This is a genomic window from uncultured Brachyspira sp. (assembly GCF_934747485.1).
Taxonomy (GTDB): domain Bacteria; phylum Spirochaetota; class Brachyspiria; order Brachyspirales; family Brachyspiraceae; genus Brachyspira.
The window spans coordinates 1-17,799 of record NZ_CAKVGN010000001.1; the positions used below are offsets into that span (position 1 = coordinate 1).

Genomic DNA, 17,799 nt, shown 5'->3' on the forward strand with positions numbered 1-17,799 from the left:
AATTATGATACACCTATGCTATACTTTAAGAAATTAAGGAATTCCTAACTGCAATATGTCTGGCTCCTGTGCAAAAACAATATTTTTTTATTATAAGAAAATTTACAATTTTTATTGTTTTCAAAACTTTATTCTCATTCCCCGCCCAAGCGGTTTTTAAATTTAATGATTATTTAACCGCACGGTAATCAAAGCATAAAACATAATTTTATTAACAATTACAATAAATCAAAAAACTAATATTAGCCAACCGTGCGTTAATAAATATTTTAAACTTAATAAAAACTTGGGTGGGCGTGAACATTTCTAAATATGCAATAAAAATAATTTAAATTAGAATTTTAAATACGCTATAAAAAATAAAGGGTGGGGTATGTAAATAAAATTTTAAAAATTAATTACACTCCCCGCCCTAAGAGGCTTTTTATACTCTTTGTTGTTTTTGTATTACTTTTCTTTTTTGTTTAGCACTCTTATTTTTGCCCCCGCCCAAGCAGTTTTTTAATTTAATGATTATTTAACCGCACGCTAAAAATATTTTATTTAAAATATTTGGTAATAATATAATTTAAATAACATATATAATTTAATTTACCGTGCGGTGAATTAGATTAAATATTTTTAAAATTACATAAGTTTGCAAAAATAGCTTTTAAAAACCTTGACAAATAGACTCTTTTAAGTAAAATGTTAGAAATATTTTTGTGGAATGTATTTTTCTTTAAGGAAATAATTTTTTATGATTAAGTTTTATAATTCATTAACTAGGCAAAAAGAAGAGTTTAAACCTATGAATGGTAATGATGTTGGAATGTATTCCTGCGGACCTACGGTTTATAATTATGCACATATTGGTAATTTTAGAGCTTATATATTTAGTGATTTGGTGAGAAGAGTTTTAGAGGATTATGGATATAATGTAAAGTTAGTAATGAATTTAACAGATGTTGATGATAAAACTATAAAAAACTCTAAAGAAAACCATATATCATTAAATGAATATACAAAAAAATATAAAGAAGCTTTTTTTGAAGATATAAAGACTTTAAGAATAAAACCTGCAACAGTTAATCCTTCTGCTACAGAACATATAAAAGAGATGATAGATATAATACAACTTTTAGAGAAAAACGGACATACTTATGAGGCAGATGGTTCTATATATTTTAAGATAAGCACATTTCCAGAGTATGGTGAATTAGCTAATCTTGACAAGCAGGAATTAAAAGAAGGAGCTTCCGGAAGAGTTTCAAGCGATGAATATGATAAAGAAAATGCAAGCGACTTTGTGCTTTGGAAGGCATATACAGAAGAAGACGGAGATGTTTATTGGGATTCACCTTTTGGAAAGGGAAGACCCGGCTGGCATATAGAATGTTCTGCTATGAGCTGCAAATATTTGGGCAAGCATTTTGATATACATACAGGAGGGGTTGATAATAAATTTCCTCATCATGAAAATGAAATAGCACAGAACGAGGCTGCTTTTAATGAGAAGTTTGTTAACTATTGGCTTCACTGTGAGCATTTAATTGTTGATGGCGAGAAGATGTCTAAGTCTAAAGGCAATTTCTATACTCTTAGAGATTTGCTTAATAAAGGTTTATCTGCTGAGGCTATAAGATATTCGCTTATGAACTCTCATTACAGAAAACAGTTAAACTTTACTATAGAGGGCATTAATCAATCTCAAAGTGCAATAGATAGAGTTAATGACCTTATATTTAGACTTAAAGATATTACTAAAACTGATGCTAATGATAGTGCTGTAATGAAAGAACTTGAAGAGGCTAACAAAAACTTCTTTGAATCTATTTATGATGATTTAAATGTTTCTGAGGCTTTAGGAATATTATTTAGTTTTATAAAGAGTATAAATATTTCTTTTGATTCTATTAATGTTAGTTCAAGAGATGCTATAATAAAGTTTATAGAGAGAGTAAATAATATAATAAACTGTTTTAATATGAATGGTGAAAAAGAAATAGAAAGTGAAGATGAAGAGAAAATTAATAAACTCATAGAAGAACGTACTTTAGCAAAAAAAGAGAAGAATTATAAAAGAGCCGATGAGATAAGAGATGAGCTTAACAGTATGGGAATAGAGATAATGGATACACCAAATGGCGTTAAATGGAAAAGAAAATAATATAGATTTAATTACTAATACTTATCAGCATATAAGCGGCATCGGTCCTAAAAAAGAAGCTTTACTCTGGGAGGAAGGTTTAACAGATTGGCAAAGTGTGTTAAAAAATATTAATTATTATGCAATGCCTAACTCTATAAGAGAAGCTTTAAAAGATGAGCTTCCAAAATCTATATATAATTTGAAATCAAAAAATTATGATTATTTTTTAAAGAAGTTTCCAAACTCAATACTATATAGACTTTACCCTATGTTTATGGATAAAACTGTATTTTTGGATATAGAAACTACAGGTATGAAGCCAGCAAAGTCTTATGTTACAGTGATAGGCTGCTATGACGGAAAAGATATGCAGGTGTTTGTTCATGGTAAAAACGAAAGAGATTTTTTAGATTATATAAAAAATTATTCTATTGTTGTTACTTTTAATGGTTCTTGTTTTGATATACCTTTTTTGGAGAGATATTTTAATACAAAGATAAAATGTGCTCAGATAGATTTACGTTTTGTATTAAAGGATTTGGGATATACTGGAGGATTAAAAAAGATTGAGCAAGATGTCGGTATTGATAGGGGAGATGATATGCTTGGTGTTAATGGATATACGGCAGTTCTGCTTTGGAATTATTATATAGACACCAAAGATGAAACAGCAATAGATTCTCTCATACATTATAATTTGCTTGATACTATTGATTTGGAATATTTATTATGTTTGGCATACAATAAATATGCAGAGAAATATAATACTGCACTTTTAGATTATAAAATACTTCCTTCTGTAAGTAAGTATAAACCTAATAAAAAATTAATAGATTATCTTCACAAACATCCGCATAAATATTCACCTAAGAACGATGATTAAAAATTTTTAATATGCTTGATCTAATATAGTTGTAATAGCATCGTGAGTCATAGCTTTAGGCAGTTTATCCATACCGCTGTATGTTAGAGCTATATCTGCAACATTATTGAATTTGCTTCTGTCTATATTTATTTCATTAAGTCTTCGAGGAAGATTTAGGTCGTGAAGAAGTTTTTTAATATATTCACCGCTTTGGCTTGCTATTTCAAAAGGAGTCATTTCTGGATCAACTCCATTAATAAAATCTGCAAGTATAGTATATTTGTCAGGTACAACAGGTATATAATATTCCATAATATGCGGAAGAAGCAATGAAGAAATAATAGATTTATTAACAGAATACATATTATTTATTGCAATAGATAAAGCCCTTGAAGCACCGAGATTTGCATTAGAACTAGCCATAGCACACATCATATTAGCCATAGCTATATTTGAAATATTTTCCACATTTGAGCTGTCTAATATAAGTTTGCTTAATCCCTTTATGCTTGATTTCATTGCATTTTTAATTAGAGGGGCATTAATATCATTTAGAGTTGTACTCATATACAAATCAAAAGCCATAGCAAATACGCTTAAAGCACTGCTTATAGAATATTTTACAGGTACAGTTGTATATAATGCGGGGTCTATTATACAATCTCTTGCATATATGTTTTTATCAGTAGACTCTTTGCATATTCCGTCATATTTATCTACCAAATACATTCCGGTAGTCATTTCAGATAAAGAACCAAGTATAGTAGGCACCGATATTAATGGGAATGGCTTGTGATATGCAGTTTGACCTGAGACATAATCAGAAGCCTCACCGCTATTAGTAACTACAACAGAAGCTCCTTTAGCTATGTTTTGTACTTTAAATCCGCCTATAGCAACTAAACATTCCGCTTTGCTGTATCTAATTAAATTAGCTATAATATCTGATTCATCGCTGTTGGAGTTTGAATTAACTTTAGAGTAAACCATAACATTCATTAGATTATCTTCTAATTTGCTTACAATTTTATCTATTACCCCTATTTGATTAAAAGAATTTCCATCTGTTACAATAACAACTCTTCCGCCGTATTGCTTGATGGTGTCATGAAGACATTCTATAGAATCAACGCCGAATTTTATTTTTGTTGGTAGTTTAAACTCTATTATAGCCATATTTACTCATCATAATAAAAATTAATTTTACTGCATTAATTCTCGGAAAAAGTATGTTTATTGTTTAAATTAAATATTAATTTTTGTGTATAGTGAATATTTAGGAGCTTATGAAAAATATTTTTGAGTTTTTTCTTAAACTTTTCCCGCGTACGAGCTGTACCACCTTGCCGCATTACTCGTCGTAAGGGCTTTCCGCACGGTAATGCTATACTTTAATTATAACTTCTTAGTCGTGCGGGGGCTAGTCCCCGCAAATAATTAAAACATAAAATTTTATTGTTCTTTTTCCCGCCTTCGCGGTGCGGACTTCGTCAAAAGAACCAAAAAGTGCAAATACTATAGCCAATATATTATGAATATGTATTTTATAAAATAATATTTATATTTTAGTCTAAAAAATGCAGTTCTTTTGCTTCTTTTATACCAATAAAAGAAGTGGGGTCTGGGGCAAAGCCCCAGATATTAAAAACAAAATATAATTTTATTTTTGATAAAATATAGTTGTTTAGGTATATCTAAATTTAATTATCTAATAATATTTCTGCTGTCATAATATTCCTGCCATCTGCGGCCGAGTTTTTGTGCTTTTATTTTTACGGCATTATTAAAATAGTGCTTTAATTTTGGTATATCATCTTTATTTTCTTTTGCAACACTTCCTATAAGATTTTCTACTACTGTAGACATATTGATATTTCCATCAGCATAGTAATATGAATGAAGTGCTGACTGATAATAAACTGATACTGCTTCAGCTGTGCTCATTATAGAATTAAGCTCCTGAAGTTTTGTATTATCTTCGCTTATTCCGTTTCTAAGTTCATTAAAAGTAGTGGCAAGTACATTAACTACATCATAATCTATATTTATATCAATGTTGGCAAGCTCAAATAAACTTTCGCATTGATTTGTTATTATTTCGGATTCTAATTTTATATCTTTTATAGGCTCAACAGTTTCAAAATTAAATCTTCTTTTCAAAGCACTGCTCATCTCATTAATGCCTTTATCTCTTGTATTTGCTGTAGCTATTATATTAAAACCAGTGTTTGCAAATAATACTCTGTTTTGTTCTGGTATATTCATTATCTTATCGCTTAATATACTTATTAAAGAGTCTTGTATTTCAATAGGGCATCTTGTAATCTCTTCAAATCTCGTTATAAAACCATTGCTCATACCTGTGTAAATAGGAGAAGGTATTAATGCTTCATCAACAGGACCTTTTGCAAATAGTAAAGCATAGTTCCAAGAATATTTTATATTATCTTCATTAGTTCCTGCAGTTCCTTGTATTGTGATTGTACTGTTTCCGCTTATAGCTGCAGATAAAAGTTCGCTGAGCATTGTTTTTGCAGTTCCGGGCTCTCCTACAAGCATTAATCCTCTGTTGCCTGCTAATGTAATTATTGCCCTTTCAACTAAAGCATTATCTCCGTAAAACTTTTTTTTAATAATTTTACCGTCTTCAAACTTTTTGCCAAGTATAAAATCTCTCACCGCTTGAGGGGATAATTTCCAATTTTTTGGCTTTAGGTTTTTATCTCTGCTTTTTAATATTTCTAATTCTTCTTTGTAAAGCTCTTCCATTAATGGTTTTTGATGTTGATTATTATTTTCTTGCATTTTATTCTCTTTTGATTTTAATATAAAATAATTTTGACGATAGTATATATTAGAAATAATTTGTTTTCAAACTTTTAGCGTTTTTAATATAAATTTATATAAAATATGAACTATAAATTGTTTTAATAATTATTATAAAATATAAAATAAATATAGATTTGATTCATGTTTTATATATGTATTTGTGTGTATCAATTAGATGTAATTTGGCTCTTTTGAGTTAAATATTTTGTGACTGTTTTAAATGTAGTTTAATTGTAGTAACAGTAATGAAATTTTACATAAAAATAATAATTATATTCACAAAAATGTAAAAATTGACAGAATATAAATTTTTATTATTATTAATATGTAAGGAGGATTTTTATATGATATATGCAATAGTTCCGCCAAAATGCATTGAAAGCGATACTGATTATTATCATATATTTGAGGCCTATTTTAACATCAATGATAATACCATAACTATTAATATGCATTCTATATCGAGCTTGCATATTAGAATAAAGCCTAAATATAAGAATATGGTAAACAATAATTTTAAAGAGAATTATATTTCTATTAATGTGGAATCGAAAGACGGTAAAAACAAGATGTTAAAATATAAATATTATAAAAACAATAACGGCATATTTATGACTGAAAACAGAGAAGATACTATAGTTGTAGCTGTTTTATTAAGAAATCATTTATGCAGTAATTGTGCTCAATTTTTGTTCGGAGGGCAGTGAGTTTTTATATTTTGATATGTTCTGTAATTATCAATAAAGTTGTCGTATGGATATCTTTTAAAAGAGTCTCTGTAAACGTTTTCTAATAATTTTTTAACTAAATTTATTTTTTCTTTGAATGTTTTATTTTTATCTTTTATTTTATTAAATTCCAAAAAAAATGATTTTCTTACTATATTCATAAATATATTAATTCTTATCATTTCATCAAAGATTATTCCGTTTGGTATTTTGATTTTTTTTATAAGAATAAAAAATATAGATAAGAAATATAATAAACTTAATATTCTAATAAAATATATTATCGTGAAATCAGCACCTACTTTGTCTATGTATATGCCTAATATGTTATAATATTCTCCTCTGGAGTTTAACCCTTGAATAATAAATACAGCTAAAAAATATGGTATAAGATGCAATAGCCTTTTTATAGTTTTATATAAAGACTTTGTAAGTATTATATGAATTATAAATAAGGCTACCACTATATATATTAATATATTTACTTTTACAGTAAAAATGATTATGAATAGGAATAAAGCTAATATTATAGAAGCTATATATAGCATTTTATTTATTTACGCGTTCAACGTAGCTGTCATCTCTAGTATCTACTTTAATTTTATCACCGATGTTTATGAAAAGAGGAACATTAACTTCTATGCCTGTTTCCAATTTAGCAGGTTTTAAAGTACTTCCTGTAGTGTCGCCTTTAAAACCAGGCTCTGTATATGTAACTTCTAAAATCACATGTATAGGGAATCTTACAGCAGTAACTTCATCGTTTATATATTGCAAATCAACTTCGCTGTTATCTAAGAGATAGTATTTGTTATCTCCGAGTATATCTTCATTAACATGCACTTGTTCGTAGTTATCAAGTATCATGAATATATACTCATTTCCTTCATTATATAAGTATTGAGCTTTCTTGTAAGCAATATCAGCCTCTTCAACAGTTTCAGTAGAAGCAAAAGTTTTTTCAACCATATTGCCTTTAATCATGTTTTTTAATTTAGTTCTTACATTAGCTTTTCTCTGCTGAGCTCTGTGAAAGTGAGCGTCTATTACTAAGTAAGTTTCGCCGTCTAATATAATAGCATCGCCTTTTCTTAAATCATTAACGTCCATAAATATAAATCCTCTAATTATAATATATTTTTTATGATTGATAGTTTAAGCATTATATTTTATTAGCAGAAAAAAAGCAAATAAAATTGATTTAAATTATAGTATTAAAAACTATTGATTATTATTAAAAAAGTAATTCATATAAACTTTTATTTCTAAATAAATAATAAATTTTAAAAGAATAAACTAGCCTCTAAACCAATCTTGCTTTCCATTTTTCTAAAAGCATAAAGCTGTCTAGAGCGGAGATATTCATATTTTACAGCAATTGTAAATCTATAAATCTCTATTCCTAAAGCTACAGATATAGAAGGCGACCATCTATAAATAGACTCTATTGCTTTATATCCTTCTCCAGCATTTTTTCTATTTATTTTATTAAGTTCATCATATTCTCCAGCTATATAAACTCCTGTAATTAAATTCATCTCTCCCCACAAAGGAAATCTAAAATCACTTCCTGCATATAAAGTAAGTATATTAACTAAATTAGACTTTTTAAAACCAGTAATGGCAAATAAAGTCCCCCCATAAAAAGAAAACCAACCCCATCTATAATATGCCGCAATATGCATCTGTTCAAAACCTACATCTATAAACTCATCATTATCTTTATCATGCAATGAGCTATCTCCTAATATATCTCCTCCCATATGATAACATATATGTTTTAAAGGAGAGAATCTTATTTTGAGTTTATTTTTAAATATATAGTCAATATATGCTTCTACTTGCATATATGTGCTAAATAAGAAACTAGTGCCGTATAGTTTATCGTATTTATATTGATAATGAGCAAAATTAAACTTTGCAGAGTAAGCGACACCTATTCTAATTCTATGAGTTTCTTCATTTATATTAAAAGCTATAGGGGATAATTCTGTTGATAATGTTGGGCTATGAAATATTATTACTTTATCTATAGTAAAATTTTTATTATTATAAAGCTTATTTGGATTAAATATTGTTCCAAACCAGAATTTTGTATTATAATTATTTACATCAGTAAATCCAGTGAAGTATTTATCAGTTTCTGGGTTTCTTAGAGGGTTATATTTCCACTTAGTTTTTACTTTTTGGGAATAATTATCCATTTTTTGTTCTATAGATAGGTTTGTATTTTGAGCATTTAATATGAAAGATAATAGGATAAAACACGTTAATATATATTTATTCATTTTTCGTTTTCTTAAGCATTTTTTAGCGATGATTATATGTTTTTTAAATAAGTTGTCAATATTTTAATTAAAAATAATGATGTTAATTTAAATCTTTACTTGCAAAAAATTATTATTTTGATAAAATATATACAAATACATACTAGTAGAATTTTATAAATTTACACTAAATTATAAGAATTTCTAATACGATAATATTTTTTAGAGTTTTAAGGAGTAATATAATATGTCTGATATAAATAAAAAAGCAGCAGATGGCATAAATGAATTTGGTAAATCTTTTAGAGTTTTATTAGTAGATGATTCGGCATTTGTGGTAAAACAATTGCAGCAGATATTGGTATCAGAACAGTATACAGTAGTAGGTACAGCAGAAAATGGTGAAGAAGGCGTAATGATGTATAAAGAATTAAAACCAGATTTAGTTACTATGGACATTACTATGCCTAAAATGGATGGTATTACAGCTCTTACTAAAATAGTAGAGTTTGATAAAAATGCTAAAATTGTTATGGTTAGTGCTTTAGGTAAAGAGGATATGGTTAAAAAAGCACTTCTTGCCGGTGCTAAAAATTATATTACTAAGCCTTTGGATAGAAAAAAAGTTTTAGAGCGTATAAAAATGGTTTTAGACAAGAAATGATTTAATAATATGGTATCATTAATTTGAGTAGCAGCAGTTTAAATGAAAAATATTTAGAATTATTCAAGGAGTTTATATATAATAAAAGCGGTATTCGTTTTAACCTTATCAATCAGGTAATATTAGAATCAAGAATACAGTCTTCTATGAAAGAGAGAAATATTGCTAATGTAGAAGATTATTTTCACCTTATTTCAAATGATAAAAATGAACTAAAGTTATTTTTAGATAATATAACTACAAATCTCACTAAGTTTTTTAGAACAGAGAGTAATTTCGATTTATTAAAAAACAAAGTTTTGCCTATAATATTAAACAATAAAAGATATTCAGAGCCTATACGCATATGGAGTTCTGGCTGTTCTACAGGAGAAGAAGCGTATTCCATAGCAATGACTTGTATGGAAACACCAAATATATATAGAAGTAATGTAAAGATATATGCTACGGATATTTCTATTCAATCTTTAGATGTGGCAAAAAAAGGCATTTATGATAAAGATAAGGTTGCAAATATAAGTGAAGAATACTTGATTAAATATTTTGATGAGATGCCTAATGGAAAATATAAAGTAAAAGATGATATAAAAGATATGGTTACTTTTGAATATCATAATCTTATCACTCCTAATAATAGATATTTAAATATGGACATAGTTTTTTGTAGGAATGTGCTTATATATTTTGATAATGAATCTGTTAAATTGACTGTTAATAGATTTTATGATATATTAAATAAACATGGTTTTTTATTTATAGGACATAGCGAGTCTTTATTTGGGCTTGATACAAAATTTAAATTTAATAATATAGATAATTCGATTGTATATACCAAAAGTGAGGAGGTATTTTAATGTTTAGAAAAAATGAAATATCAGAATCAAATTCTATAATAGGTGAAGGTTCATATTTTAAAGGTGAGTTTACACTTAATGGCAGTTTAAGAATAGATGGTTGTTATGAGGGGGATAATCTTGAAGTTGATAGCCTTACTGTAGGAAATAGCGGAAAGGTAAAATCTAATATAAAAACTAATTCAGCTGTTATAGAAGGAATAGTAGTAGGAAATATTGAGGCAAAAAACAGAGTAATGCTTATGCCTACAAGCAGAGTTCTTGGAGAGATTCGCACACCTGAACTTATTATACAGAATGGCGTTATACTTGAGGGTGTTTGTATAGTATCGCCTGACCCTAAGACTAATCCTAAAGAGACTATACTTAATTTGTATAATTCTAATAATCAACAATAATTAATATGCCTTATTTATATGATGTTGAAAGAAAAATTAATGCAAGAATCATTATTGCAACTTTAGTAGGTATTATCTTAACTGTTGTATTATCTTATTTATTTATTTCAAATTATATAGAGAAAAAAAGAATTAGATATATTTATGATTATATAGCATTAGAAGATTATGATAATGCTTCTTTTATATTTAAAGACCTTCATAGCAGGAAACCTTTAAATAAAAATATATTAATGGCAGGCATAGATTTATATTATAATATTCTTTTAATAACTACAGATAAAGATGTCATTACAACAGCAAGTGAAAATATTACTAAATATGCAAAGCAGATGTTATTAACATCAAAGTTTATAAAGAACAAGTATATAATATATCAGAGATTAGCTTATGGATTTCAGAGGCTTGGCAGTTCTTATTATATTGATTCTTATAATTCTTATTTAGAGGCTATAAAAAATGGCGATAATAGAGTATCTACAGTGATAGAGCTTGCTAAGATATGTTATAAGATTGGATATTATAAAGAGGCGATAGATAATTTAGAATATGCTATAAAAAGGGATACAGAGAATAATAAAGAGTTTTTAAACTTGGAATTATATTATGAACTTGCTGTTGCTTATGAAGGAAATAAAAATTACACCAAAGCAATACAAATACTTTCTTATATAGACGGCAAGTTTAACAATGATTATAAGCTTGAGGCTAAATCTTATTCTAAGCTTGGGGATTTATATTACAGGCAGGGCTTATATAAAGAAAGCGAATTTTTTTACAAAAAAGCATTATTATTAGATGACAAAAATCCTGATTTATATTATAGTATAGGGGAATTATTTAGAAGAACAAAGCGTATTAATGAAGCAATTGCTATGTTTAGAGAAGCATTAAAAATAGATAATAACTATAAACCCGCTAGGGACGCATTAAGGAGATTATAGTATATATGTTTAGTTGGTTGTATAATATGTTCTCAAGTGATATGGGAATAGATTTAGGTACTGCAAACACTTTAGTTTATGTTAAGGGAGAGGGGATTGTTTTAGCAGAGCCTTCTGTGGTTGCTATAGAAAAAAGCACTGGGAATGTTATAGCTGTTGGTAATGAGGCTAAAAGAATGTTGGGTAAAGTACCAAATTCTATAGCAGCTATTAGACCTATGAGAGACGGGGTTATTGCAGATTTTGAAACTGTTGAAAAAATGATAAGATATTTTATCAATAAAGTTCACAATAAAAAAACTTTAGTAAAACCGAGGATTGCTATAGGTATTCCTACAGGCATTACAGAAGTTGAGAGGCGAGCTGTACGTGAGAGCTGTGAGCAGGCGGGAGCGAGAACTATATTTTTAATAGAGCAAGCGAGGGCTGCTGCAATTGGTGCTGATATGCCTATTAATGAACCTCATGGCAATATGATTATAGAGATAGGGGGCGGTACTACTGAGGTTGCTGTGCTTTCACTTGGAAGTATGGTACGCAGTGCTTCCATACGTGTGGGCGGCGATGAGCTTGATGATGCTATAATAAAATATATGCAAAGAACTCACAACTTATATATTGGTGAAAAAACTGCAGAAGAGATTAAGATTAATATTGGGCATGCTTATAAGGGCGATATATCTAAGACTATGGACATAAGAGGACGCGATTCCGTATCTGGTCTTCCTAAAACTTTAACTATCAACAGTGCTGAAGTAAAAGATGCTATATCAGATATATTGCTTGAAATATTGGAGGCTGTAAAATATGTACTTAATCAAACTCCTCCAGAGATAGCTGCTGATATTGTTGAGAGAGGTATTGTTATGAGCGGAGGAACTTCTTTACTTCCTGGTTTTACAGATTTAATATCTATAGAGACAGGGGTTCCTGTTATACTTGCTGAGAGTCCTCTTACTTGTGTGGCTATTGGCTGCGGTAAGTTTATAGAAGAGACTAGAAATTTAAAAAATTATAGAAGATTTTCTTAAAAAGTGAATAATATATTAAAACACAAATTGCTTATACTTTATATTACGCTTAGTCTTGTGGCGTCTATATTTATGGTGCTTAATAGGAGTAATTTTGTTTTTGACTTGCGTTCTATATATGCACTTGGTGTTTATCCTGTACAGAATGCTACACAAAACATATCTAAGGCTTTTGTCTATCTTTATACAAGCATTACAGATATATTTACACTTCAAAGTCAGCTTCAAGTGCTTAGAGATAGAATAGCAGAATTAAACGGCACAGCTTTAGAATATGAACAGCTTCGTCAGGAAAACTCAAGGTTAAGAGCATTATTAAATGAAGCTCCTACTGATGAATACCCTTTAGAATATGCTGAGATAGTTTCAAAAGACCCTCAAAACTTTTACAACACTATAGTTATTAACAAAGGAAGGGCTCATGGTATTGTTGTGGGTATGCCTGTTATATCATATAAAAGCGGATACAAGGGGCTTGTCGGCAAGGTTGTGGAAGTGAGAAAATACAACAGCAGAGTTTTATCTCTTATAGATGAAAGGTCGCAAATATCTGTTATGCTTGAGAGTTCTAAGGCTACTGGTATTATGAGCGGTCAGAATCCTCGTTCCACTCAAACGCATTTGCAGTATATAGATTTGCAGATTGATGTTGAAGAGGGAGAAAAAGTTTATACTAGCGGAATGGGCGGAGTTTTTCCGAGCGGAATATTGGTTGGAAATGTATTTAAAGTTGAGAAAAAGAATTACGGACTCTTTCACGATTTGTATATTGAGCCTATAGTTGATTTTTCAACTTTAGAGAATGTGTATGTGATAAAAAAGATTCCAGACAGAGAAATTATTATGCTTGCTAATGAAGAATATGAAGAGGGTGAAGTTACAAATAAATGAAAAGAGCAATAACTGTTATAATAAGTTCACTATTACTTTTAATAATACAATCTTCACCTGCTTATGATTTGATTAGAATAACATTAGGTGCTAAGCCTGATTTGCTTCTTATATTTTTAGTATTTTTATCGTTTAGATATGGTTCTTTTGAAGGAGTTATATACGGCTTTTTTATAGGAATAATGCAGGATATTGTTTCAAGCTCTACTTTTGGTTCTTATGCCATAATATTTCTTAATATTGGTTTGGTTGTTGGATTCTTTAACAGCAGAATATTTATTAAGCAAATTGCAGCTGGTATATTTGTTACTTTAATTGGATATTTAATAAAGATTATAGCTTTATTTTTTGTAATGGCAATATATGCCGATTTATCAAGTGTTGCAGTGCTTATGCGTTCTGAGTTATTTATAGGACTTCCTCTCACAGTAATACTTTCTTCGCCATTGTTTATATTATTTGAAAAGATTGCCCCTATAGTGTATGACAAAAACAAAATACATGTAGATGACAGCACCAAAACATACGAAGATTGATTTTTTTAACATATACAAAAAATATAAAAATGATATTATAATAAAATAAATAATAAAATATCCGATTATCTTTTTAGGATAATGTATGAAATTAAATATAAAAAATTTAGGCAGAATAAAAGAAGCCGAAATAAAAATAGACGGCATCACTACAATAGCAGGTGAAAATAATACAGGCAAAACAACAGTAGGAAAGGTATTGTTTTCTTGCTTTAATTCATTGAATAATATTGAAAAAGAAATATATTCAGATAAAGAATATTCTGTAGAAAAGGAAGTTTATAATCTATATCATTCACTATTACCGTATATAATCCTTAAAACTAAAAAAATAAAAAAGATGTATGATGTGCTTAAAAATATATCATGTGATTTATATTCTGATTATATAAATACTAAAAAAAATATATATGATATTTTAGTAAATACTTTTAAAGAATATGTTGATATAAAAGATGAAAATATTATTGACTATATAAAAAAAGCATCTAAAAAAATAGAAGAATATATTAATATACCAGATGAAAAAATAGGTTATAAAAAAATAGAAGAATATTTCAATGAAATGTTTAATAATCAAATAAACAGCAGAATAGAAAGAGATACTATAGCTGAAATTAATATATTAGATTTGTATTTTAAATTTATAGATGATAAATGTATAGAAACAAATCTGAACTATTCAAATAAAAGAAATATATATTTCATAGATAACCCTTTTATTTTTGATAGAAATGATTATTCATATTCTTTGTCTGTACAGGAGTCGCATTTAATAAATAATATATTATATTCAGAAAAACCAAGCACATCAGATAAAATTTTAGCAGAAGAGAAATTAAAGAAAATATATGAAAAATTATCAAAAGCTGTAAATGGTAAAATTTTAGAAAAAGACAAAGAATTTTATTTAGAGGAAGAAATTTTTTATGAACCTATATCAATACATAATTTATCAGCAGGTTTAAAATCTTTTGCTATTATAAAAATGCTGTTAGAGAGAAATGCATTAAAAGAAGATGATATTTTAGTATTAGATGAACCAGAAATACATCTTCATCCTAAATGGCAGCTTTTATATGCTGAAATAATAGTGCTTTTACAAAAAGAATTTAATATATATATTTTAATAACTACTCATAGTCCTTATTTTTTGGAAGCTATAGAGATGTATTCAAAACTACATGGTATGCAGGAAAAAACTAATTATTATTTATCAGATATAGAAAATAAATATTCTGTTTTTAAGTTGGTAAATGAAAGTATAGAAGATATATATAGTTTAATGGCTCAGCCTATAGAGAAGTTGGAAAACTTAGAAAATAGTTTTGATGAGTAATTTTGATAAAGTAATTTAATTATGAGACAAGATATAATAGATAGTTTGCCTGATATATTAAAAAATAATATAGATACTCTAAAAAATACTTCTTTAGACACTTGTAATAATCATTATATGACAGATAGTAAATTTACTGTTATTGATTTTGATAAAGTTGCAAAGTGTTATAAAGATGATAAAAATTTATATAATTTACCAGCATCTAATGATGCACTATATATTATGGATAATAGTCATTTATATTTTTTAGAGTTTAAAAATGGTAAAATTGAAATAGATAATATAAAAACAAAAATATATGATAGTTTATTTATATTGTCAGATATAAAATATAATGACGGAAGTAAATATATAGAAAGCATAGTTGAGTTTTCGAAATCGAACATAGAATATATATTGATTTATAATTTTTATAAGAATTCAAAATATATTTTTAATAATCATATCTATAAAAAAGCAAATAACGAAACACAATTATATGGCGGAGTATTAAAATTAAAAAAATTTATTTTAAAAGATATTAATTTGTATAGTGAAAATGAGTTTAAAAATAAATTTATTTCTAAATTAAAAAATTAATAAAATTATTTATGCTCTCGGTTTTGTTTTTTTTTGTTGTTTTGCTGATTATTTTGCTGCTTACTTACCAAAGAAGCAAATATAACTCTTCCAGCTTCTTTATGAAGTACATTGTCTATTTCTATATCTACACTTTTACCTATTAAATGTTTAGCATTCTCTACAACTATCATAGTGCCGTCTTCTAAATAACCTAATGCCTGCTTATCTTTACCCTCTCTTATCAAATCTATCTTTATAGTTTCTCCAGGAAGCACCACAACTTGCAAGCAATTAGCTAAATCATTAATATTTAATATATCAACACCATGAATAGAAGCTACCTTCATCAAGTTAAAATCATTCGTAATTACTTTAGCGTCCATTTTTTTGGCAAGCTCTATAAGTTTTAAATCCACTTCCTTGATGTTTGGAAAATCTATATCTGTTACAGAAAGCAATATATTTTTTGAAGATTTCATTTTATTTAATATTTCTAATGCTCTTCTTCCTCTTATTCTTTTTTGCGGGTCTCTTGAATCGCTCAAAAATTGTATTTCTTTTATTACAAACTCTGGAAGTATTAAAAGACCGTCAAAAAATTTTTTCTCTGCTATATCATATACCCTTCCGTCTACTATTACAGAAGTATCTAATATTTTGGCTGTTTTTATTTTATCAGTTTTTGTTAGTTTTAGCATGTTTGATATATTTGGTATAAGTGATGATATTACAGAAAAAGTTAAATATCCTTCAATAAATAATATTATAAGTTTTTTGTTTAATGATAAATTGATGCCTATTATATTTATAACATTTAGAGTAAGTATAACAGTTATTAATGTAATAAAGAATGATATAAAAATTACAAAAGTTGTTTTTGAAGACCTTTTTCTTATAAAAAATAAATCTAATAATATTATAATAGCAGAACTAACAACAAAAAATATAATAGTATTTATATTAAAAAGTTTATTATAAATATAGTCAAATATGAGTGCTAAAATAGAACAAGCAAAATAAATTATTCTCCACATAACAGTTTCTCCTTAAAAACTAAAAAGAGCTCGAGTTATTTTTATGTTTTTATATTTTTTTTATTAGTTTCAAATAGAATAAATTAATAAATATTTCACTCTTCTTTTTTCTTTTTTTTGGCAGGCTTAGCAGCAGCTTTAGTTGGTTTAATAAGTTCTTTTTCAGCAGGTTTAGTTTTAAACTTTTTAGCTGATTTTTCTAATGCATTAGATACTATATCTTCAATTTGGTCTTTATCTTTTTTTAATGCTATACTAATTTCATTTACTATAAACATATATGCTTTTTCATATAAACGTTTTTCGCTTGCGGATAGTTCTTTTAATTTATTTCTAGTAAACAAGCTTCTTGCTACTTCTATAGTATCTTCAATTTCACCGCTTCTTAATTTTACTTCATTTTCCTGATAACGAATTTTCCAATTATTTTCTATATCATGGGGTTTAGTTTGCAATAAATTCAAAAAATTTTCAGCTTCTGCTTTAGAGATTATTTTACGTATACGATATTCTTTAACTCTATTTATAGGAACTTTTAATGTAATATTTTCGCCTTCGCATTCAAGTATATAACATTCTACAACGGAAGAATTTACTTTATTGTCTGATATGCCTACAACCTTACATATTCCATACATAGGGTAAACAACATAACTATTTAGTTTATACATATTATTTATTAAATTAAACCTTTAATTTATTTATAGTAATTTATTCTACTAAA

General features: G+C 27.4%; 19 protein-coding genes. 12 read left to right on the forward strand and 7 right to left on the reverse strand.

Annotated elements, in window-relative coordinates:
• Positions 1-739: 739 nt before the first annotated feature.
• Positions 740-2,149 carry a cysteine--tRNA ligase gene (cysS, locus tag Q0H31_RS00005; protein ID WP_295294825.1) on the forward strand — a complete coding sequence of 470 codons (1,410 nt, stop codon included), beginning with the start codon at positions 740-742 and terminating at the stop codon, positions 2,147-2,149.
• The gene (locus Q0H31_RS00010) at positions 2,124-3,014 is read left to right on the forward strand and encodes a ribonuclease H-like domain-containing protein (RefSeq protein WP_295294827.1); all 891 of its coding nucleotides are present in this window, start codon (positions 2,124-2,126) and stop codon (positions 3,012-3,014) included. The genes cysS and Q0H31_RS00010 overlap by 26 nt, the downstream gene beginning before the upstream one ends.
• 6 nt (positions 3,015-3,020) lie before the next feature.
• Here the strand turns inward: Q0H31_RS00010 and Q0H31_RS00015 are convergent, their stop codons facing one another.
• Positions 3,021-4,172 carry an iron-containing alcohol dehydrogenase gene (locus tag Q0H31_RS00015; protein WP_295294829.1) on the reverse strand — a complete coding sequence of 384 codons (1,152 nt, stop codon included), beginning with the start codon at positions 4,170-4,172 and terminating at the stop codon, positions 3,021-3,023.
• Positions 4,173-4,700: 528 nt separating this feature from the next.
• Positions 4,701-5,801, reverse strand: coding sequence for an AAA family ATPase (locus Q0H31_RS00020; protein ID WP_295294831.1), 1,101 nt, complete (start codon positions 5,799-5,801; stop codon positions 4,701-4,703).
• 368 nt (positions 5,802-6,169) lie between these two features.
• Here Q0H31_RS00020 and Q0H31_RS00025 point away from each other — a divergent pair, with 368 nt between their 5' ends.
• A complete protein-coding gene (locus Q0H31_RS00025; protein ID WP_295294832.1) occupies positions 6,170-6,532 on the forward strand; it encodes a hypothetical protein in 363 nt (120 codons plus the stop codon).
• Here Q0H31_RS00025 and Q0H31_RS00030 read toward each other — a convergent pair.
• From Q0H31_RS00030 to Q0H31_RS00040, 3 genes are all read right to left on the reverse strand, one after another.
• Entirely contained in the window at positions 6,508-7,101 is a 594-nt protein-coding gene (locus tag Q0H31_RS00030; RefSeq protein WP_295294834.1) for a hypothetical protein, read from the reverse strand. The genes Q0H31_RS00025 and Q0H31_RS00030 overlap by 25 nt on opposite strands.
• A 1-nt stretch (position 7,102) precedes the next feature.
• Positions 7,103-7,663 (reverse strand): elongation factor P, encoded by a 561-nt coding sequence (gene efp, locus Q0H31_RS00035; protein ID WP_147731790.1) that lies wholly within the window; start codon positions 7,661-7,663, stop codon positions 7,103-7,105.
• Positions 7,664-7,836: 173 nt separating this feature from the next.
• Positions 7,837-8,841, reverse strand: a complete 1,005-nt coding sequence (locus tag Q0H31_RS00040; RefSeq protein WP_295294837.1) for a hypothetical protein — start codon at positions 8,839-8,841, stop codon at positions 7,837-7,839.
• A gap of 226 nt (positions 8,842-9,067) precedes the next feature.
• On the opposite strand from Q0H31_RS00040, the gene Q0H31_RS00045 reads away from it, so the two are divergent.
• The 9 genes from Q0H31_RS00045 (at position 9,068) to Q0H31_RS00085 (ending at position 16,059) form a co-directional block, all read left to right on the forward strand.
• Entirely contained in the window at positions 9,068-9,484 is a 417-nt protein-coding gene (locus Q0H31_RS00045; RefSeq protein WP_295294839.1) for a response regulator, read from the forward strand.
• 23 nt (positions 9,485-9,507) lie between these two features.
• Positions 9,508-10,338, forward strand: a complete 831-nt coding sequence (locus Q0H31_RS00050) for a protein-glutamate O-methyltransferase CheR (protein ID WP_295294841.1) — start codon at positions 9,508-9,510, stop codon at positions 10,336-10,338.
• Entirely contained in the window at positions 10,338-10,736 is a 399-nt protein-coding gene (locus Q0H31_RS00055) for a polymer-forming cytoskeletal protein (RefSeq protein WP_295294843.1), read from the forward strand. The genes Q0H31_RS00050 and Q0H31_RS00055 overlap by 1 nt, the downstream gene beginning before the upstream one ends.
• Positions 10,737-10,741: 5 nt before the next feature.
• A complete protein-coding gene (locus tag Q0H31_RS00060; protein ID WP_295294844.1) occupies positions 10,742-11,680 on the forward strand; it encodes a lipopolysaccharide assembly protein LapB in 939 nt (312 codons plus the stop codon).
• A 5-nt stretch (positions 11,681-11,685) separates the two neighbouring features.
• A complete protein-coding gene (locus tag Q0H31_RS00065; protein ID WP_014933928.1) occupies positions 11,686-12,711 on the forward strand; it encodes a rod shape-determining protein in 1,026 nt (341 codons plus the stop codon).
• A 33-nt stretch (positions 12,712-12,744) separates the two neighbouring features.
• A complete protein-coding gene (gene mreC / locus Q0H31_RS00070) occupies positions 12,745-13,602 on the forward strand; it encodes a rod shape-determining protein MreC (protein WP_295294962.1) in 858 nt (285 codons plus the stop codon).
• Positions 13,599-14,138, forward strand: a complete 540-nt coding sequence (mreD, locus tag Q0H31_RS00075; RefSeq protein ID WP_295294846.1) for a rod shape-determining protein MreD — start codon at positions 13,599-13,601, stop codon at positions 14,136-14,138. The genes mreC and mreD overlap by 4 nt, the downstream gene beginning before the upstream one ends.
• Positions 14,139-14,223: 85 nt before the next feature.
• Positions 14,224-15,477 (forward strand): AAA family ATPase, encoded by a 1,254-nt coding sequence (locus Q0H31_RS00080; protein ID WP_295294847.1) that lies wholly within the window; start codon positions 14,224-14,226, stop codon positions 15,475-15,477.
• Between the two features lie 21 nt (positions 15,478-15,498).
• Entirely contained in the window at positions 15,499-16,059 is a 561-nt protein-coding gene (locus Q0H31_RS00085; protein WP_295294849.1) for a geranyl transferase, read from the forward strand.
• Between the two features lie 5 nt (positions 16,060-16,064).
• Here the strand turns inward: Q0H31_RS00085 and Q0H31_RS00090 are convergent, their stop codons facing one another.
• On the reverse strand, positions 16,065-17,075 hold the full coding sequence (locus Q0H31_RS00090; RefSeq protein WP_295294851.1) for a PIN domain-containing protein: 1,011 nt from the start codon (positions 17,073-17,075) through the stop codon (positions 16,065-16,067).
• A 95-nt stretch (positions 17,076-17,170) separates the two neighbouring features.
• The gene (locus Q0H31_RS00095; RefSeq protein ID WP_295294852.1) at positions 17,171-17,746 is read right to left on the reverse strand and encodes a CarD family transcriptional regulator; all 576 of its coding nucleotides are present in this window, start codon (positions 17,744-17,746) and stop codon (positions 17,171-17,173) included.
• Positions 17,747-17,799 lie beyond the last annotated feature (53 nt).